The following is an 18,892-nucleotide window of genomic DNA, read 5'->3' on the forward strand; positions in this document are numbered from 1 at the left end:
AGCGCGGCGTGGTCCGCATCGAGCCATGAAAACGTGGAGCTTTGCCCCCAATCGGCGTGAGGTTTTGGCCGGGCTAGGCGCAGGCCTTGGCGCCGGACTTGGAGCCTCAGCCGCCGGGTTGATCGCCGGCGGCGCAGCCCCGGCCGTAACCGCCCAGCTCGCCCTTCAGGCAAGGCCGGCAACCCTGGCGCTCAGGCCGGACCAGCCGCCTGCACCGATCTGGGAGCTGGCCGCCGTAAGCCACATTGGGGACGTCCGCCTGAAGCGCGGGGACCGCTGCGAGGTGGTGTTTCGGAACGACTTGCCTGTGCCGCTTGCGCCGGTCTGGTACGGCCTCAACGGCCCGGCCGCGTCCGATCCGCTCCGGGCGCGCGCGCCGACCGCGCCGGGCGCGACTGAAACGTCAATCATTTCAATGCCAAATGCAGGGACCCTGCTGGCTGACTTCCGCCTCTTCGAGGATGGCCTGAGGCAGCCCGCGCGCCCGCTTCCCGTCATCGCCATCGAGGCCAACCGGGCCGCAGTTGATCGCGACGAGGTCCTGTTGATCGAGGAATGGCGCCTGCGGCCGGATGGGAGCGCGCTCCCGCCAGGCCGCGACCCGAAGGACACGGCGCCGCTCTATACAATCAACGGCAAGACTTCATTCGAACTCTCAGCTGCCGCCGGCGAATGGCTCCGGCTGCGCTTCATCAACGGCTCGCAACGGTCTGTTCTTGCAATCAAATTGGAGAACCATGAGGTCCAGGTGATGGCCCTCGACGGACAGCCGGCCGAGCCGTTCCCGGCACGCAACGGCGCCCTGATTCTCGCCCCCGGCGCCCGCGCCGATGTCTTCGTGGATGCGGCCGCATCGGCCCCTTTCCTGATCCATGACGGCAAGGAAGCGCGTCAGGTCGGGAGGCTCATGATCTCCGGCAAGCTCTCGCGCGCGCCGTTGCCGCCCCCTCAGCCCCTGCCCTTGAACGACCTTCCCGAGAAGCTCGACCTGAAAGGCGCCCTGCGGTTCGATGTCGCGCTCGGCGCACCCGAGGCCGGTTGGACGCGGCCCGCAAGTTTCTCCGTCTCCTCCAACCCCGCCTTCCGCGCCAGGACCGGCCGCACCGTCGTGCTGGCCCTCAAGAACCCCGGACCGGCAACGAGCGTCTTCCATCTCCACGGCCACCATTTCCGCCTGCTCGACAAGCTCGACGACGGCTGGAAGCCCTACTGGCTCGACACGCTCGCAATCGAACCCGGCCAGACCCAGCGCATCGCGTTCGCCGCGACCTCACCCGGCCGCTGGCTGATCGAATCCGTCGTGACCGATTGGGCCGCCCCGCGGCTGGTCCGCTGGTACGTGGTAGAGTGATCTTGCGTAGGATGGGTAGAGCGCAGCGAAACCCGTCCTACCCAACTCAGCGGAACGTTCAGTACTCGATCCCCAGCGCATTGTAGATCCGCCGGTACACCGCCGGCAGCGTCTCGGTCAGGTCCTCCGCGATCAATCCCGGGCCCGCCTCGCTTCCCGCCTCGCCATGCATCCAGACACCGATGCTGGCGGCTTCGAAGGCCGGCACGCCCTGCGCCAGCAGGCCTGCGATGATGCCGGCGAGCACGTCGCCGGCGCCGGCGGTGGCGAGCCAGGGCGGCGCGTTGGCGGCGATGGTGGCGCGGCCGTCGGGCGCGGCGATCGTGGTATCGGGCCCCTTCAAGAGCACGACGGCACCGGCGCGTTCGGCCGCGGCGCGCACGCGCTCCAGCTTCGAGCGGCCCGGATTCTTGTTGCTGAGGTCGGAGAACAGACGCGGAAACTCGCCCTCGTGCGGCGTCAGCACCACCGCATTGTCCCCAGACGACTTGATCGATTCAAACAGGCGCTCTGGGTTCGCGGCAAAGCTGGTCAACGCATCCGCGTCCAGCACCAGATGGCGCTGCGCCGTCAGCGCGGCGTGGACGAGATCGCAGGTGCGATCGCCGACGCCCGCGCCGGGGCCGATCATGCAGGTGTTGTAGCGCTTGTCGGACAGCAGCTCGCCGAACTCGATCGCGCTGTCGCAGACGCGAACCATCACGGCGGTGAGCGCGCTCGCGTTGATCGCGAGCGCATCGCGCGGGGTCGCCAGCGTCACGAGGCCTGCACCGGCGCGCAGCGCCCCGCGCGCGGCGAGCCGCGCCGCGCCGGTCGCGGCGATATCGCCGGAGACCGCCAGCACATGGCCGCGCGCGTATTTGTGGCCGTCGATCCGCGGCACCGGAAAGGCGGCGGCCCAGACATCCGGATCGTTCTCGAAGATCTGCGGCGTGATCTCGTCCAGCACCTGCGGCTCGATGCCGATGTCGGCGACGCGCACCCGGCCACAATGCATCCGCCCCGGCAGAAGCAGATGCGCCGGCTTCTTGCGGAAGAAGGTGACGGTCTCGGTGGCGTTGACCGCGACGCCCATCACGGCCGCGCTGGTGCCGTTGATGCCGCTCGGCAGATCGACCGCGAGCACCACGGCGCCGTTGGCGTTGATCGCCTCGATCATCGCCCGCGCCTCGCCGTCGACGGGACGGCTAAGGCCCGCGCCGAACAGCGCATCGATGATCAGCGCGGGTCTTCCGATCGCCTGCGGATTGAACGGCAGCACCGGATGTTTCCAGCCGCGCGCGGCGGAAGCCGCGTCGCCCTGGAGTTGGTCGCGCTCGCACATCAGGATCACCGAGACGTCGCGGCCCTGGGCGGCGAGCTCGGCGGCCGCGACAAAACCGTCGCCGCCATTGTTGCCGGGGCCGGCCACGATCAGGATCGGCCCCTCCTCGACCAGCGCATTGGCGGCCTCGGCGACCGCCTGGCCCGCGCTGAGCATTAGCTTGAAGCCAGGCGTGCCTGCCGCAATACTGAGCTGGTCAGCGCGCTGCATTTCGGCGGTGGTCAGTACTTCCATGCCACTTCCCTGGTCCTAACGCCTTTTCAACAGGCATCTTCCGTGCCGATCCGGCCAACGGAACGTCGATCTGCACAGATATTGAACTGTTTGCCTATTTCGTAGTCTGCGGTATTTTGAGCCGGTCGGCTCCACCTATCAGAGATGCTCGTTAAAAGGCTGATAACGCTCCAATAATCAGGGCATTTGCAACTTGGCATAGACCCTGCTTTCGAGGAAGCCGCTTCGGCTCGTCGTGCTCACTGGCAATCTATCAGGGTGTGGCCGGCCGTTGTTGCCGGGACTGGTCAGGGATCCCGGCATAGCGAAGACAAGATCGTGCGTTAAGAAAGCGCATCCTGACAAAGACGTTGCTATTTGATCGAAAGGCCGGGAGGCGCGCAGTGAAGAAAATCGAAGCCATCATCAAGCCATTCAAGCTCGACGAGGTGAAGGAAGCGCTTCAGGAAGTCGGCCTCCAGGGCATCACCGTCACCGAAGCCAAGGGCTTTGGCCGGCAGAAGGGGCACGCCGAGCTTTACCGCGGCGCAGAATACATCGTCGACTTCCTGCCCAAGGTGAAGATCGAGATCGTGATCGGCGACGATCTCGTCGAGCGCGCCATCGACGCGATCCGCCGCGCCGCGCAGACCGGGCGCATCGGCGACGGCAAGATTTTCGTCTCCAATATCGAAGAGGCGATCCGCATCCGGACCGGCGAATCCGGGCTGGACGCTATCTGAGCCGGGTGCTATCCCGCATTTTGCGACACTCTGACAAGAAAAAGGCTGCTTCGGCGGCCTGATTTCGTTTGTGCGGTCGCGCGCGAACTCGCCAAAAGCGAGAACAATCTTGCTCACCTGGAAACCGACCCGCAGAGCCAAAAGGGGTATGCATGAAGACCGCCAAAGACGTCCTGAAATCGATCAAGGACAACGACGTCAAATACGTCGACCTGCGCTTCACCGATCCGCGCGGCAAGTGGCAGCACGTCACGTTCGACGTCAGCATGATCGATGACGACATTTTCGCCGAAGGGACGATGTTCGACGGCTCCTCGATTGCCGGCTGGAAGGCGATCAACGAGTCCGACATGTGCCTGATGCCGGATCCGGTGACCGCGACGATCGACCCGTTCTTCGCCGAGACCACCATGGTCATCACCTGCGACGTGCTCGAGCCGACCACCGGCGAGCCCTACAACCGCGACCCCCGCGGCATCGCCAAGAAGGCCGAAGCCATGGTGAAGTCGATGGGCGTGGGCGACAGCGTGTTCGTCGGCCCCGAAGCCGAGTTCTTCGTGTTCGACGACGTGCGCTTCTCCGCCAACCCCTACAGCACCGGCTTCCGTCTCGACTCCTCCGAGCTGCCGACCAACTCCGACACCGAATATGAAGGCGGCAATCTCGGCCACCGCGTCCGCACCAAGGGCGGCTACTTCCCGGTGCCACCGCAGGATTCCGTGCAGGACATGCGCTCCGAAATGCTCGGCGCCATGGCCAAGATGGGCGTCAAGGTCGAGAAGCATCACCACGAAGTCGCTTCCGCCCAGCACGAGCTCGGCATGAAGTTCGACACGCTGACGCTGATGGCCGACCACATGCAGATCTACAAGTACTGCATCCACCAGGTCGCGCACATCTACGGCAAGACTGCCACCTTCATGCCGAAGCCGGTCTATGGCGACAACGGCTCGGGCATGCACGTGCACCAGTCGATCTGGAAGGACGGCAAGCCGGTGTTCGCCGGCAACAAGTACGCCGACCTGTCGGAGACCTGCCTCCACTACATCGGCGGCATCATCAAGCACGCCAAGGCGATCAACGCCTTCACCAACCCGTCGACCAACTCCTACAAGCGTCTGGTCCCGGGCTATGAGGCCCCCGTGCTGCTCGCCTACTCCGCGCGCAACCGCTCGGCCTCCTGCCGCATCCCCTACACCGCTTCGCCGAAGGCCAAGCGTGTCGAGGTGCGCTTCCCCGATCCGCTCGCCAACCCCTATCTCGGCTTCGCCGCGATGCTGATGGCCGGCCTCGACGGCATCAAGAACAAGATCGACCCGGGTCCGGCGATGGACAAGGACCTCTACGACCTGCCCAAGGAAGAGCTGAAGCAGATCCCGACGGTGTGCGGCTCGCTTCGCGAGGCGCTCGAAAACCTCGACAAGGACCGCGGCTTCCTCAAGAACGGCGGCGTGTTCGACGACGACTTCATCGACGCTTACATCGAGCTGAAGATGACCGAAGTCGCCCGCTTCGAGATGACCCCGCACCCGGTCGAGTTCGAAATGTACTATTCGGGCTAAGCGGCCCGAACTCTTTGCGACAAGCAAAAGGCGCTCCGAGGGGAGCGCCTTTTCATTTGGGGAGTCGTAGGATGGGTAGAGCCCTTGCGAAACCCATCATCTCACGCTTGGCGACCATGATGGGTTTCGCTTCGCTCTACCCATCCTACCCGGCCTCGCTCTCCCCATCCTGCAGGCTGCTCGACCCCTACCACGTCGCCGTAAAAGCCTTCTGCAGCTCGGCCGGCGCCGTCACGCCAGCTGCGATCAGCAGCTGGGTGAGGACGCGCGCCTTCTGGGGATTGAGGTCCTCGGACACGACGAAGCCGTTCTTGTCGTCGTCGACCTCGACGTTCCGGGTCACGAAGCCGGATCGAACCCGCGAGGAGCGGACGACGATGATGCCCTTCTTGGCCGCCGCTTCGAGCGCATCGAGGGCCGACTTCGACGTGTTGCCGTCGCCGACGCCGGCCAGCACGATGCCTTTTGCGCCGTGGGAAATGGCGTCCTCGATCGGAACGGCGTCCATGTTGGCGTGCGAGTAGACGATCGCGACGCGCGGCAATTGCTCGCCGGCCGGAAGCCGATAGTTCGCGCGCTTGAAGCCGGGAGCCTGCGCCATGAAGCGGATGCCGCCGGCGGTGTCGACATAGCCGACCGGCCCGTCATTGGCGGAACTGAAGGTCTCGATGCTCGTGGTGTTGGTCTTGGTGACCGAGCGGGCGCCTTGAATCTTGTCGTTCAGCACGGCCATGACGCCCCGCCCGCGGGAGCGCGGATCGGCGGCCACCTGCACCGCTTCGTAGAGATTGCCGGGACCGTCGGCACTGACCGCAGTGGCCGGACGCATCGAACCGACGATCACCACAGGCTTGTCGCCGCGGACCACATTGTCGAGAAAGAACGCGGTCTCCTCGAGCGTGTCGGTGCCATGGGTGATGATGATTCCATCGGCCTCGTTCTTGTCGAAGGCATCCTGGATGCGGCGGGCCAGTGCGAACCAGACCTTGTCGTTCATGTCCTGCGACCCGATCGACGAAATCTGCTCGGCGTTGATCTTGGCGAGCTTGTCGAGGCCCGGCACCGACTGCATCAGCTGCTCGCCCGTGATCTGGCCGGACTTGTACGCCCCCGTCGCGCGCGGGTCGGCCTGGCCTGCGATGGTGCCTCCCGTCGCAAGCACGAGAATGCGCGGCAGGCCGCCGGCCGCCGCGTCCTTGCCCGGCTCTGCGGCCTGCGCGGCTGCGCCCCCGCACGTCCAAATTGTGAGGACGAAGAGGGGAATGGAGAGCATTGAAATCCAGCTTTGGCGGCGACCGGCTGCACTGGCGGTAGGCGTCATCATCGAATTGTCCTCCCGTTCAAGTAGGGATCGACATACGATACGCCCATTAAGGCCGAAGATGGGTCGGCCCGCTGCTTATGGCTAGGGGTTGTCACGCCGCGGCATGAAATGGTCGAGCAAGCCCGTCGGTAGCGGAAAGACGACGGTCGACGACCGCTCGCCGGCGATGTCGTGCAGAGCCGCGAAATAACGCAGCTGCATCGCCTGAGGCTCCTGCGCGAGAATCCGGCCGGCTTCGACGAGCTTTTCGGCAGCCTGCTGCTCGCCCATCGCATTGATCACCTTGGCGCGCCGCAAGCGCTCGGCCTCGGCCTGCTTGGCAATCGCGCGCACCATGGTTTCGTTGATATCGACGTCCTTGATTTCTATGCCGGTGACCTTGATGCCCCAGACGTCGGTCTGCTTGTCGAGGATCTCCTGGATGTCGGCGTTCAACCTGTCGCGTTCGGCCAGCATCTCGTCGAGCTCGTGCTTGCCGAGCACCGAGCGCAACGTGGTCTGGGCGAGCTGGCTGGTGGCCGCCATGTAGTCGCCGACCTTGATGATGGCCCGTTCGGGGTCGACGATGCGGAAGTACAGAACGGCGTTGACCTTGACCGACACGTTGTCCCGCGAAATCACGTCCTGCGGCGGCACGACCTGCACCATCACCCGTAGATCGACCTTGACGAGTTGCTGCACGACCGGAACGAGGAGGATGAGGCCCGGGCCCTTCACGCCGGTAAAGCGGCCGAGCGTGAAGATGACGCCACGTTCGTATTCGCGCAGGATCCGAATGGCCTGGGACAGAAACATGACGACAAGCAGCGCAAGCGCCGCATAGGTCAGATATTCCAGCATCATGATGTACCTCCATCGCCTGTTGGTGCGCGCCGGATCAGCAGCGTCAGGTCGACGACGTTGGCGATTTCGACCGTCTCTCCGGGCTTGAACGTTTCGGCGCCGCGCGCCTGCCAGCGCTCACCATGGGCGAAGACATGACCTTCGCTCCCGTTCCAGTCGAGAACCTCGGCGGGCAAGCCTCGCATGGCCTGCGCGCCGACCCGTTCAGGAGCCTTGGCGGCGCGCCGAAGCGAACCAAGCACGACGAGCGCAAAGCCGATGAACACCGCCGCAGTAATGCCGATCACCCACCACGACAAATGGTAGCCGGGCGCCTCGACCCGGAACAGCATCAGCGCTCCCAGCATGAAAGCGATGATCCCTCCGAGACCGATCACCACGGTCGGATTGAAGGCTTCGACGGTGAGAAGCACGATACCGATCAACATCAGGGCAAGGCCGGCATAATTGATCGGCAGCAGATTGAGGGCATAGAGGCCGATCAGCAGGCAGATCGCGCCGACGACTCCCGGGGCGACGGCACCGGGAGACATGAACTCGAAGATCAGGCCGTAGATGCCGACCATCAGGAGAATGAACGCCACGTTCGGATCGGTGATCACCGCCAGGAAGCGGGATATCGCTCCGGGGTCGGCGGCTTCAACGACCGCATCCTTCGTTGCGAGGCGTTGGGTCCTGCCGCCTGCAACTTCCACCTCGCGGCCATCGAGCCGCCTCAGCAATTCAGCCTGGTCGCGCGCGACGAGATCGATGGCATGCGCCTCCAGCGCGCCGTTGGCGGACAGCGTGGCGGCTTCACGGACCGCCTTCTCCGCCCAGTCCGCATTGCGGTTGCGCAGCTCGGCGAGGCTGCGGATGAAGGCGACGGCATCGTTCGTCACCTTCGCCGTCATCGCGTCCTTCGGCTCATCCTTCTTGTCTTTGCTATCCTTGTCGGGTGTGCCGCTCGGCAGGCCCGGCAGCGGCCCGCCAATCTGCACCGGCGTCGCGGCACCGATATTGGTGCCTGGCGCCATCGCCGCGATGTGGGTCGCATAAAGGATATAGGTCCCCGCGCTCGCCGCGTGGGCGCCGGAGGGCGCGACGTAACCGACGACGGGGATGGGCGAGGCAAGCACATCCGCGATGATCTCGCGCATGCTGGAATTGAGACCGCCGGGAGTGTTCATTCTCAGAAGCACGACTTCGGCGCGCCGTTCGCTTGCCTTGGCCAGGGCCTCCTTGACGTAGCTGGCCGACGCAGGGCCAATGGCCCCGTCGATCGAAACAACCAGTGCAAGACGGCCGCTCTCCTCCGCTGAGCTGGGAAGGAGGCAGCAGATCAAAGCCGCGACGCCAATCGCCGCAACGAGGGCCGCCTTCATGGTCTGCACGGCAGGGCTCCCTTGCAGAGCATATGGTGCGCGTCTCTCGAACCTCAATGTGGGCGCGGGCAGGCCATCGTCGCGATTGTGCGACGCAATGGAAATCGCCCCGCAGATCGGTCGAGCACGTGGCGGTGGCGGACCATGCCCTTGGGACCATGGCTTGGGCCGATCCGCCCGCGCCCCCTGTGCTGCTACGGCCGCGGGGCCCGCACCCCATCCGCGCCGATCGTGCCGAACGTGCTCGCGATGATCTCGCTCGTCGGCTGCATGCCGCCGAGCGACCAGTGCGAGGGCTCCTGCTCCTCGATCCTGACCCAGACGTTGCGGCGGAAGTCCGGATTGCCCTGCCCTTCGACCTCGACCAGGAGGTCGGTGACGCGCTCGAGCAGCGCCTTCTTCTGTGTGGCATCCAGGATGCCGCGGACGGTGGAAATGGTGACGTAAGGCATGTCTCTCTCCAATCATGTCGGGTGACGACGGTTGAGAGATTGAACCGGACCTACCGGAGACGGCAGTGGCGGATAAGACAGAGATCGGGCAATTTCCGCCATAGCGCCCGCGCGCCGATCGGCTAGGATGGCCGTCCCTGCCCGGAGGTCTCATGAAGCTCGCAATTCTGGCGCTGGAAGGTTGCATGCATTCGGCGATCGCGGGGATCGCCGACATCCTCTCGCTCGCCAATCATGTCATGCAGCAGAGCGGCGCGAAAACGCGCTTCGCCTGGCAGACGCTGTCGCTGGACGGCAAAGCCGTGCGCGCCGGCGGCGGCCAGATGGTCGCGGTCGACGGTGCGATCGGCAAACGCGCTCGCTTCGACGCGATCATCGTCCCCGGCAACCTCGTCGATCACGTCACGGCGGAGCGGCTGCGACCGCAATATGCCCGCGCCGGCGCCTGGCTCCGGCAACAGCACGCAGGCGGCCGGCTGATCGGCGCGTTCTGCAGCGGCGTGTTCCTGCTTGCCGGTGCCGGCCTGCTCGACAACCGCCGCGCCACCATCACCTGGTGGCTGCAAAGCGAGCTGCGGCAGCGTCACCCCAGCATCGACCTCGCCGCCGACGCCGTCATCACCGTGGCGGACCGCATCGTCTGCGCGGCCGGACCGATGTCGTGGGTCGACCTCCTGCTCAAGTTGATCGAGACGGTCGAGGGCAAGGAGACCGCAAAACTCTGCGCCGACTACGTCGTGATCGACACGGCGCAGCGCAGCCAATCGATCTTCATGCCCGTCGGCTATCTGCTCTCGCAGGATCCGCTGCTGACCAGGGCCGACCTGCTGGTTCGCCGCACCGGCAAGAGCCCGATGACGGTCAAGCGCCTCGCCGGTGCGCTCGGCCTCAGCGAGCGCACGCTGAACCGGAAGTTCCAGGAGCTCACGCGCGAGCCGCCGCAAGCCTTCATCATGCGCCGCCGCGTCGAGCACGCGCGCACGCTGCTGGAGACGACGACGCAGCCGATCAAGACCATCGCACGCACGGCCGGCTACGAGGACGAGAGCAGCTTCCGCAAGGCCTTCCGCAAGCTCACCCTGATGTCACCGCAGGCCTATCGCGCGCGGCGGATGGAGCGGGCGGCGTGAGGCCGGCCGAACTCCCGCGAATTGCAGACTGAAAAAGCGGCACGAACTTCAGCTGGTCAAAGTCAATCGGCTACTTGTGCCTTCTGAGCTTTCCCTTCGCCACTGTCAGAGCGTCGAGCGGCTCGGTACCTGCCAGGCGATAGGCCGTGACATCGATGGAACAGCTTCGAAAATGCCGCTGCTGTCTCGTAACCGACCCGGCTGGCAATCCGTGCAATGGGCTCATCGCTGGTTTCCAGCAGGAACGCCGCTTCCGCCATGCGGCGCTCGATCACATAGCGATGCATGGACTGGCCGACGAGCTTGGTAAAGCGCGCCGAAAATACCGAGCGGCCGAGTCCCACGCGTTGGCCAAGGTCGCTCAGCGCCCAGGGCCGCTCCGGGTTTTCGTGAATCAACTTGAGGGCCGGGCCGATGTGCGGGTCAGATATGGCCCCGAGCCAGCCACCTTGTCCGGGATTGAGAGACGCGATCCAGCTCCGAAGCACCTCGACGAAGAGCACTTCCGTCAGTCGTGAAAGCGCGACGCTTTGGCCAGGACGTTCGAGCGCGGACTCGCTGACCATGCGGCGCAGGATTGCTTCAAACCAACCACCGTCCGCCGCCGGCTTCAACAGAAGCACGGGCGGAAGCAGCTCCAGCACGCTGCCAAACAACGGCCGCGACACCGTGAAATTGCCGCAGATCATGGTCGAGAGCGGCTTTGCACGGCTACCGTGACGAACGACGCCAAGACGCGGGGACGATCGATCGATGTCCATGATCCGCAAAGGCTTGGTCCGGCGATCCGAATAAAACACATGCGGCTCTCCGCGTGTGATGACGACGAAATCGCCCTCGGTCATCTGGATTTCCTGCCCGTGTTCGAGCGCGAGGGTCGCTGAGCCCTGGCTGAGATAGTGAAACAGAGCGTAGGGACGCTGCGGCAACTCGAGATGCCAGGGATGTCCAAGCTCGAAATGAAAAAGCAGCGTCCCGCCGAGACGCACGCGATCGAGCACCTGGGTGAGGATATCCATGCCACCCAAGCTAATCCGATGGACGATCAGACACAACATCCGGACGATTGATCCCTATCGTCCGGAAGGTCCTCGCAATAGGTCATGCCGCGGCGGGCCGACGTTACGTGCGGCAACCATTTCGCCAACCGCAGATGGAAGAACCGCGACCTCACTGGAAACGCCTGTCCACTCCCCCCGGACTGTGTTCGTCCGACATGCCTACAGGAACATTCAATGCGAAATATTCTCCTCTCAGCTGCCGCTATACTGCTGGCCGGGTCGACATTGGTCGGCCCCGTCGATTCCGCCGAACTGCCCAAGGGAGCAGCCCACAACATCGTGCTCGTGCACGGCGCTTTCGTGGACCAGACGAGCTGGCAGCCCGTTGCCGATATTCTCACAAAGAAAGGCTACAACGTCACGCTCGTCGAAAATCCGCTCACCTCCCTTGCTGCCGATGTTGATGCCACCAAGCAGGCGCTCGCAAAGCAGGACGGCAGAACCGTTCTGGTCGGCCACTCATGGGGCGGCGTGGTGATCACGCAAGCCGGCAACGATCCCAAGGTTTCGGCACTGGTTTATGTTTCCGCCTTTGCGCCGGAGGTCGGTGAATCCTTGGCGGCGCTGGCAAAGGCCGGCCCGCCGACCGAAGGCGGCAACGCGATCCATCCCGACGCGAAGGGCAATTTGTACATCGATCCCAAGGTGTTTCCGTCGGCCGTCGCGGCTGACCTTCCGCCGGAAATCGCCGAGCACCTGGCCAACTCGCAGCTTCCGCTGAATCACGTCGCGTTCGAGGCCCCCGTAACCATTGCGGCCTGGCATGACAAGCCGACGTTCTATGTCATCAGCACGAAGGACAAGGTCCTCGCGCCCGAGGCCCAGAAGTCGTTCGCAGCCAGGATCAAGGCCCAGACGACGGAAGTCGCCGGCAGCCATGCCTCGCTCGTCGTTCATGCGAAGCAAGTCGCTGAAGTCATCGAAAAGGCAGCGCTCACGAAGTGAGGGTGCCGCTCCCGGCGCTTTCGCGCCGGGAGCGCGCCTGCTCGCTCAGCAGAATGCGAAACGGACCGTGATGCGCCGCGGGCCTATCGCGCGCGACGGATGGAGCGGGCGGCGTGAGGCACCTCGAAGCCGTCAGCTTTCGTTCTGCATCTGACTCCACTTCGTTCTCGAAGAACAAATCAGAGCCGCAAAAATTGGCGCGGGCCAATTCCTACTGATTCGTTTATCTCGCCCAGATTTTGGAGTGCACCTTGAATACGTGGCGCAGTCCTCAGCAGCCTTCCCGTCACGAGCGAAGTCGTCGTAGGGCGGATTAGCCGAAGGCGTAATCCGCCGACTGCCAGCGACGATCACGCGCGTTCGCCAAATTTACCGTCCGCGCTGCTATCTCCCGCCCAATCACCGGGAAACAATCCGGCCTGTACGTCTCGGTGGAATGACGAATGCGGCCAATCCAGCACGCGGCTCACATACCCATGTTTCACGGGATTGATGTAGCAATACTCGACATGGCGCGCGTAGTCGGTCTCATCGCGGATGAGATGCTCCCAGAATCGATTCTGCCATACGCCACGCTGATTTCCCGCGATCTGCACCGCAGTTAAAGGCTCGGTCCTCGGCAAGGTCTTCGCGAAGCGCGTCTTGATCAATCTCCATCGCACGGAAAAATCAGCGTCGCCGTCCGGAAGCGTCCAGACTGCGTGGAGGTGGTTCGGAAGAACGACAAACGCATCGATCGTGAAAGGATAATCCCGGCGTGTCTCTGCAACGGCCGCGCGCAGCGCCGCGATGTGCTCGACGAGCAGCCTCTGCTTCCGGTCGAGCAGATTGACCGTGAAGAACCAGCAACCACCCGGAACAAATGCACGGCGATAGTTTGGCATTGAAGCCGCCTAGCCACATCAAGATGGCGGATTACGCCTTCGGCTAATCCGCCCTACGCAACGATGCGCATCGTCACTTGTCGGGAAAGTTCACCCCGATCTCCGTCACCACCGGCGCAAACTTCACCAACGCCGCACTGTCGGAGGCCGCCTTCACGCCGTCACCCGACAACGATTTGGGCGCACTCGCTTTCTTGCCGAAGCGGATCGTGACGGTGCAGCCGCCATCCAGCGGACGGCTGAGCGCGCCGCCTTTCCAGTCGGTGACGAAGCCGCCGTAATCCCACTCAAAGCCGCTGACGAGGAACGGCTTGCCGTTGGCTTTCTGCACGTCGGCCAGGCTCGATCCGATCGTGACTCCATTGACGTTCCAGAGACTGGGCTTGCCAGCGTCGCGCAAGGTCAAGCCGGAGGCGCGTTTGCCCTTGTCCTCGGTGAAGGCGACCTCGATGCGGCGGTCTCTCGCTTTCGGAAACAGCACGATACCCTTGTATTGCTCGCCCTCGGCGCCCGGCAGGTCCTGCACCACGGCGTCCTTGCCGAAGCGCTGCTTCAGGCTTCGTTCGGTGTCGTCAGGCGCCACGGGTGAAGCGCAGGTGATCGGCCCTTCCTGGGGCGGCGCGGTCTGGGCGAGTGCGGGGGATGCGAAAAGGACAAGGAACGTGGCGGCCGAGGCGCGGATCATCGTGTGCAATTCCAATCTCGAAAACAAGCTGGAAGGTACCGCGCGCGGCTGATCCGGCACAACTCGAAAGCGCGACCGTGCCGCCTCCTCGTCATTGCGTGCGCAGCGAAGCAATCCAGACCGTCTCCGCGGAAAGACTCTGGATTGCTTTGCTGCGCTCGCAATGACGGTGGCGAGAGTGTGCCTAAATTGACCGAGCTTGCAGCCGCCTACGCCGCCGCCTTCTGCTTCGCCACCATGGCTTCGCCAAACGCCTCGAACAGCTTGCGGTTGATCGGATTGCGCTGCGGGTCGTATTCGGCGTGCCATTGCACGCCGAGCGCAAAGGTCGGGGCCTCCGCGATGCGGATCGCCTCGATGGTGCCGTCCTCGGCGATGCCTTCGATCAGCACGCGCTTGCCGGGATCGAGGATGCCCTGGCCGTGCAGCGAATTGACCCTGATCTTCTCGCAGCCAAGCAGCGTTGCGAAGGCGCCTCCGGGCGTCAGGTCCACATCGTGGCGGTCGGCGAACACCACGGTCGGATCGGGATGGATCTCGCCGTTCTCGAGCCGGGGCATGCGATGGTTCATGCGGCCTGGAATTTCGCGGATCTCGGGATGCAGCGAGCCGCCGAAGGCGACGTTCATCTCCTGCAGGCCGCGGCAGATGCCGAACAGCGGGATGCCGCGGGCGACGCAGGCGACCGAAAGCGCCAGCGCCACCTCGTCGCGGTGGATGTCGTAGGGCTCGTGCCGCTCACACGGGTCGACATTGAAGCGGGTCGGATGGACGTTGGCGCGGGCGCCGGTGAGCACGATCCCGTCGACCAGGTCGAGAAGCGCACCGATATCGGTGATGTCGGGTGCTCCCGCAAACATCATCGGCAAGCCGCCCGAGACCTCGGCCACGGCGCGCAAATTTCGCTCGCCGACCATCTGGACCTGAAATCGATTTTCGACGCGATGGGCGTTCCCGATCACGCCGACGACCGGCTTTCTCATCTCCCGTTCCGACCTCCCCCGTAAGAAGATTCTCCAAACATGCCCCTCGGATGGAACAAATTCAACAGAAGGGATCGCGGGACGGCAATGCTATTTTCGCGCAAATGCCTCCCTGGCGTCGATGGCGCCCCCGACGGGTAGGCCGGCGGCCTTCAGCGCGGTTGCCGCCGCCTCGCCCGGCGCGGCCAGCCAGGGCAGTTTCGCCTCGATTCCGCGCGTCACGGGCTCGCCGAGCACGCCCCCGAAATCGATTGGCCAGAACCCGTTGGGCACCACCTCGGCGGTAAGGCCGCGGATGGCGTAACCGTCACCCAGCACCGCCTCCGCATGATCTCCAGCGACGAGGCGCGCCGTCGCCGGATCCTTGGGATCGCCAAGGCTCACGAGCACGGGGATCAGCTCCCCCTGCACCGGCACAATGCCGGTCTGCCGGTTGATGTCGTTGAACGAGACGCGATTGCTCCGCGCGGCGCCATAGGCGCGGAGCGCGACATAGTTGATGTCGTCGAGGTCGAGCTTGCCGCCCTGCTGATGCGCCAGCAATGCCACCAGGTTCTTGCCCCGACCAAGGTCGACGAACACGGCCTCCCCGCGCATCGTGGTGCGGCCGCCGCGGTTGTAGTTGCGGTCGGGCACGACGGCCAGAATGCCCGATGCGGTCCTGATCCCGTCAGGCGTCGTCACCTCGACCGTGAGGCGATATTTATGGCCGGGGCGGTTGATCCGGATCTGATCGCCGATCACGAGCACGGCCAGAAGCCCGAGCAGACCGGCCCATTTGCTGATGAAACTCAAGCGCCCCCCACCTGTTTTCTCTCATCGCTCTGCACCGTTCGCGCGGCAGCGTCAAACCAGCGCGTTGACGCGGCCTTGATCGGAAGCGCGTTTGTCGAAAGAGTGCGGCTCGCGGCACGCTGAAAAGGACCCGATGTGAGCATTTCCAGAGATGAACGCCCCCGGACCCGCACCGATCTGGCCTGGTCGATCTCGGTCGGCGGCATCGGCGTCGTGCTGTTCACGGCCGCGCTGGTCTTCACCTGGTATTTTGCCGCCACCCTTCTCCTGATCTTCACCGGCATGCTGCTCGGCGTCGGCCTCAATGCGCTGACCAACGCGCTCGGGAGGCGTGTGCATCTGCCCCATGCGATCCGGCTCGCGATCGTCTGCATCGTGCTTGCGGCGCTGCTCGCCGGCGTCGCTTATCTCGGCGGCGCCACCATCGCCGAGCAGGCCTCGGTGCTGAGCAAGACCATCAAATCGCAGATCAGCAATGTCCGGTCCTTCCTCGAGAACCACGGCATCGACACCAGCGTGTTCGATCTCGGCAACGCATCGCCCGCCACCTCCAGCGAGGACAGCACAGCGCCCGTCCCGAGCCCGGCCCCGCACGGCGGATTGCCGGGCGGCGCAGGCGCGCTCGCCTCGAGCGGCGGGGCGATCGTCAGCCAGACCTTCAAGGTGCTGCTCGGCGCGATCAGCGCCGTCGGCAACATCTTCATCGTGCTGTTCCTGGGGCTCGCCTTCGCCGCCCAGCCAAGCGTCTATCACGACGGCCTGCTGTTCCTCGCGCCGGCGAAGCATCGCAGCCGCGTCACCCTCATCATCGACCGCATCAGCGAAACGCTGGAGCGCTGGCTGATCGCGCAGATCGTCGTGATGATCGCGGTCGGCCTCGTGACCTGGATCGGGCTTGCCATCATCGGCATCCCCGGCTCGTTCATCCTGGGGATCCAGGCGGGCCTGCTCGCCTTCATCCCGACCGTCGGCGCCATCATTGCCGGCGTCGTCGTGGTGCTGGCGAGCCTCGCCTCGGGCTGGGTCGCGGCGCTGTCGGCCTTCCTGCTCTTCATGGGCGTCCACGCCATGGAGAGCTATGTGCTGACGCCGATCCTCCAGCGCCAGGCGCTGGACATCCCGCCGGCGACGCTGTTCGCGTTCCAGATCCTGCTCGGTGTCGTGTTCGGCATCTGGGGCCTGGCGCTGGCGCTGCCACTGGTCGCCATCGCCAAGGTCATGATCGACCATTTCAAGACGTATGAGGCGCCGCCCCTGGCCGAGGCGGCGTAATACATCATGAAGCGGATCAGGTCGTCAGCACGGTCTCGGTGTGCTCGACCTCGGGGGGCGAGGCAAAATACTGGCCGACGAGGCCGCGCCATTCGGTGAAATTCTCCGAGCCGCGGAAATCGACGGTGTGGTTTTCCAGCGTTTCCCATTTCACCATCAGCCGGTAGCGCTGCGGCTTCTCGATCGACTTGTGCAGCTCGAAGCGATGAAAGCCCTTGGAGCGGCCGAAAGCGGCCTTGGCCTTGGCGACGGCGGCCTCAAAGTCCTTCTCGCTGCCCGGCTTGACGTCGATTTGCGCGATCTCGGTGATCATCGGTTTCCACCCTTTTTTTGCTCGATGGGCGTGTCTAGCGCAGCCGCGGACAAAGAAAAAGGCGCCGAAACGGCGCCCTGACCGGTCAAAAATGCGGTCGCTCTCAGGCGAACAGCAGCGCCGTGCCGGCCACGATCAGCGCGCAACCGATGAACAGCGCGAGCGGCCAGTAGTTGCGGCCCTGCGCATAGCGCCCCTGGGCGCGGCGCTCGGTGATCAGCGCGCGCTCGTATTCATCTGCAGTCGAGAACAGGCAGGCGAAGCCGCCGCGTGCCGAGGCCGCAGCGGCTTCAAGCGACATCAGGGCAGCCTGCGGGTTCTGTCGACGGATCGATTCCATGACCGCAATGGTAGGGATCGAATGGTAAACAGAACATTACCGCGAGGCTTCCGATGGCTCAGGCGGTGGCCGGACGCGCCGGCGTCGCGCCGACCCGCGCGGCGCTCTGGCGGCGCCAGTTCTCCAGCGACAGCGGCAGCTCCTCGGCCGCCTCGACGCGGTTACGGCCGCCGCGCTTGGCTTGGTAGAGCGCAGTATCGGCCGAGGCCAGCAACACCTCGAGCTCGGTGCCGGCGGGACCGCCGGCAACGCCGATGCTGACGGTGGTGTCGACCGGACCTTCATCGACCACGACGCCGGAGGTCTCGAACGCTTCGCGCACGCGTTCGGCAACCAGCACACCCTCCTCCAGCGAGCACGGCAGCAGCGCTGCAAATTCCTCGCCGCCGATACGGCCCGACATGTCGGTCATGCGGAGGTTGCTGACGACGACGGTGGAGAAGAGCTTCAGCATCTCGTCGCCAGCAGGATGGCCGAAGCGGTCGTTGATCGACTTGAAATGGTCGATGTCGAAGATCATCACGGTCACGGGACGCCCGGCCTTGGCCTCGCGCTCGATCACGCGTCCACAGGCTTCCGAGAAGCCGCGCCGGTTGAGCATGCCGGTCAGCGGATCGGTGGACGCGGCGGTCCGGTGCGCAGTCACCGTGCGCTCGGACACCAGCATGAAGATCACGAACACGGTGCCGACGGCATAGAGGATCAGCTCGACGGCAAACACCGTGACCCAGATGCTGCCGGAGAAGCCGGCATCGTTGGGACGCAGGAAGCTGCCGAGCAGGATCGGCAGCATCAACACGCAGCCGTGCATCACCGGCACCACGAAGGCCGGCCAGCGTCGTTGCAGGCTCTTGCGACGCTCGACCCAGAGCTCGCTCGCGGTCAGCGCGGCATAGACCGAGACGATGCCGGCGCCGACGATCATGCGCAGCATCGACGCCGCGGGATCGAGCAGCGAGGCGGCAGCGGCCCAGGCGAGCGCGCCGACGAGGAGACCCGGCCAGTTCGGCTTGCGGCCGTGGAAGACGCGCGCCGCATTCCACACCATGCCGCAGGCCACGAAGCCGACCGCGTTCAGCGCAAGGTAAAGATGCGGGCCGAGCTTGTCGCCGGCCGCAGTCCACAGCGCGACCGAAGCCGCACCCAGCAGATACGCGGTGCCCCACCATTTCAGTGCAGGACTGTTTTCCTGCTTGCCGAAAAACACCATCATGGCGCCGAGCAGTGCGGCAACCATGGTGGCAACCAAATAGAGCGTGATGCTATCGAGCGACATCATGTCGGCCCCCTTGAAAACATAGCAGTTAC

General features: G+C 64.7%; 19 protein-coding genes. 6 read left to right on the plus strand and 13 right to left on the minus strand.

Annotation, left to right across the window (positions count from 1 at the left end):
• Nucleotides 1–25: 25 nt before the first annotated feature.
• Nucleotides 26–1,351 (plus strand): multicopper oxidase family protein, encoded by a 1,326-nt coding sequence (locus tag NLM15_RS25165; RefSeq protein WP_254124401.1) that lies wholly within the window; start codon nucleotides 26–28, stop codon nucleotides 1,349–1,351.
• A 58-nt stretch (nucleotides 1,352–1,409) separates the two neighbouring features.
• Here the strand turns inward: NLM15_RS25165 and NLM15_RS25170 are convergent, their stop codons facing one another.
• Nucleotides 1,410–2,909, minus strand: a complete 1,500-nt coding sequence (locus NLM15_RS25170) for an NAD(P)H-hydrate dehydratase (protein ID WP_254120140.1) — start codon at nucleotides 2,907–2,909, stop codon at nucleotides 1,410–1,412.
• A gap of 383 nt (nucleotides 2,910–3,292) precedes the next feature.
• On the opposite strand from NLM15_RS25170, the gene NLM15_RS25175 reads away from it, so the two are divergent.
• Nucleotides 3,293–3,631 (plus strand): P-II family nitrogen regulator, encoded by a 339-nt coding sequence (locus tag NLM15_RS25175; RefSeq protein ID WP_007603495.1) that lies wholly within the window; start codon nucleotides 3,293–3,295, stop codon nucleotides 3,629–3,631.
• Nucleotides 3,632–3,783: 152 nt separating this feature from the next.
• Nucleotides 3,784–5,193, plus strand: coding sequence for a type I glutamate--ammonia ligase (gene glnA / locus NLM15_RS25180; protein WP_254120141.1), 1,410 nt, complete (start codon nucleotides 3,784–3,786; stop codon nucleotides 5,191–5,193).
• Nucleotides 5,194–5,380: 187 nt separating this feature from the next.
• Here the strand turns inward: glnA and NLM15_RS25185 are convergent, their stop codons facing one another.
• From NLM15_RS25185 to NLM15_RS25200, 4 genes are all read right to left on the minus strand, one after another.
• Nucleotides 5,381–6,517 carry an asparaginase gene (locus NLM15_RS25185; protein WP_254120142.1) on the minus strand — a complete coding sequence of 379 codons (1,137 nt, stop codon included), beginning with the start codon at nucleotides 6,515–6,517 and terminating at the stop codon, nucleotides 5,381–5,383.
• A gap of 81 nt (nucleotides 6,518–6,598) precedes the next feature.
• A complete protein-coding gene (locus NLM15_RS25190; RefSeq protein ID WP_254120143.1) occupies nucleotides 6,599–7,360 on the minus strand; it encodes a slipin family protein in 762 nt (253 codons plus the stop codon).
• A complete protein-coding gene (locus NLM15_RS25195; RefSeq protein WP_254120144.1) occupies nucleotides 7,357–8,733 on the minus strand; it encodes a nodulation protein NfeD in 1,377 nt (458 codons plus the stop codon). Before NLM15_RS25195 ends, NLM15_RS25190 begins: the two co-directional genes overlap by 4 nt.
• A 185-nt stretch (nucleotides 8,734–8,918) precedes the next feature.
• A complete protein-coding gene (locus NLM15_RS25200) occupies nucleotides 8,919–9,176 on the minus strand; it encodes a tautomerase family protein (protein WP_254120145.1) in 258 nt (85 codons plus the stop codon).
• Nucleotides 9,177–9,328: 152 nt separating this feature from the next.
• Here NLM15_RS25200 and NLM15_RS25205 point away from each other — a divergent pair, with 152 nt between their 5' ends.
• Nucleotides 9,329–10,306 (plus strand): GlxA family transcriptional regulator, encoded by a 978-nt coding sequence (locus NLM15_RS25205; RefSeq protein WP_254120146.1) that lies wholly within the window; start codon nucleotides 9,329–9,331, stop codon nucleotides 10,304–10,306.
• 62 nt (nucleotides 10,307–10,368) lie between these two features.
• On the opposite strand, the gene NLM15_RS25210 is transcribed toward NLM15_RS25205, so the two are convergent.
• Nucleotides 10,369–11,325 (minus strand): AraC family transcriptional regulator, encoded by a 957-nt coding sequence (locus tag NLM15_RS25210; protein ID WP_254120147.1) that lies wholly within the window; start codon nucleotides 11,323–11,325, stop codon nucleotides 10,369–10,371.
• Nucleotides 11,326–11,541: 216 nt separating this feature from the next.
• Between NLM15_RS25210 and NLM15_RS25215 the strand changes: the two genes are divergently transcribed.
• Nucleotides 11,542–12,312, plus strand: a complete 771-nt coding sequence (locus NLM15_RS25215; protein WP_254124402.1) for an alpha/beta fold hydrolase — start codon at nucleotides 11,542–11,544, stop codon at nucleotides 12,310–12,312.
• Nucleotides 12,313–12,662: 350 nt separating this feature from the next.
• On the opposite strand, the gene NLM15_RS25220 is transcribed toward NLM15_RS25215, so the two are convergent.
• From NLM15_RS25220 to NLM15_RS25235, 4 genes are all read right to left on the minus strand, one after another.
• Entirely contained in the window at nucleotides 12,663–13,196 is a 534-nt protein-coding gene (locus NLM15_RS25220; RefSeq protein ID WP_254120148.1) for a transposase, read from the minus strand.
• A gap of 73 nt (nucleotides 13,197–13,269) precedes the next feature.
• A complete protein-coding gene (locus NLM15_RS25225; RefSeq protein ID WP_254120149.1) occupies nucleotides 13,270–13,881 on the minus strand; it encodes a hypothetical protein in 612 nt (203 codons plus the stop codon).
• A gap of 209 nt (nucleotides 13,882–14,090) precedes the next feature.
• Nucleotides 14,091–14,864 (minus strand): gamma-glutamyl-gamma-aminobutyrate hydrolase family protein, encoded by a 774-nt coding sequence (locus tag NLM15_RS25230; protein ID WP_254120150.1) that lies wholly within the window; start codon nucleotides 14,862–14,864, stop codon nucleotides 14,091–14,093.
• A 90-nt stretch (nucleotides 14,865–14,954) separates the two neighbouring features.
• Complete coding sequence (locus NLM15_RS25235; RefSeq protein ID WP_254120151.1) at nucleotides 14,955–15,659, minus strand: hypothetical protein; 705 nt, start codon at nucleotides 15,657–15,659, stop codon at nucleotides 14,955–14,957.
• Nucleotides 15,660–15,794: 135 nt separating this feature from the next.
• Here NLM15_RS25235 and NLM15_RS25240 point away from each other — a divergent pair, with 135 nt between their 5' ends.
• Entirely contained in the window at nucleotides 15,795–16,931 is a 1,137-nt protein-coding gene (locus tag NLM15_RS25240; RefSeq protein ID WP_254120152.1) for an AI-2E family transporter, read from the plus strand.
• Nucleotides 16,932–16,947: 16 nt separating this feature from the next.
• On the opposite strand, the gene NLM15_RS25245 is transcribed toward NLM15_RS25240, so the two are convergent.
• From NLM15_RS25245 to NLM15_RS25255, 3 genes are all read right to left on the minus strand, one after another.
• Nucleotides 16,948–17,244 carry an antibiotic biosynthesis monooxygenase gene (locus NLM15_RS25245; protein ID WP_254120153.1) on the minus strand — a complete coding sequence of 99 codons (297 nt, stop codon included), beginning with the start codon at nucleotides 17,242–17,244 and terminating at the stop codon, nucleotides 16,948–16,950.
• A 103-nt stretch (nucleotides 17,245–17,347) separates the two neighbouring features.
• Nucleotides 17,348–17,584, minus strand: coding sequence for a hypothetical protein (locus NLM15_RS25250; protein ID WP_254120154.1), 237 nt, complete (start codon nucleotides 17,582–17,584; stop codon nucleotides 17,348–17,350).
• A 58-nt stretch (nucleotides 17,585–17,642) separates the two neighbouring features.
• Nucleotides 17,643–18,863, minus strand: a complete 1,221-nt coding sequence (locus NLM15_RS25255; protein WP_254120155.1) for a GGDEF domain-containing protein — start codon at nucleotides 18,861–18,863, stop codon at nucleotides 17,643–17,645.
• Nucleotides 18,864–18,892 lie beyond the last annotated feature (29 nt).

This window comes from Bradyrhizobium sp. CCGB20 (assembly GCF_024199855.1).
Classification (GTDB): Bacteria; Pseudomonadota; Alphaproteobacteria; order Rhizobiales; family Xanthobacteraceae; genus Bradyrhizobium.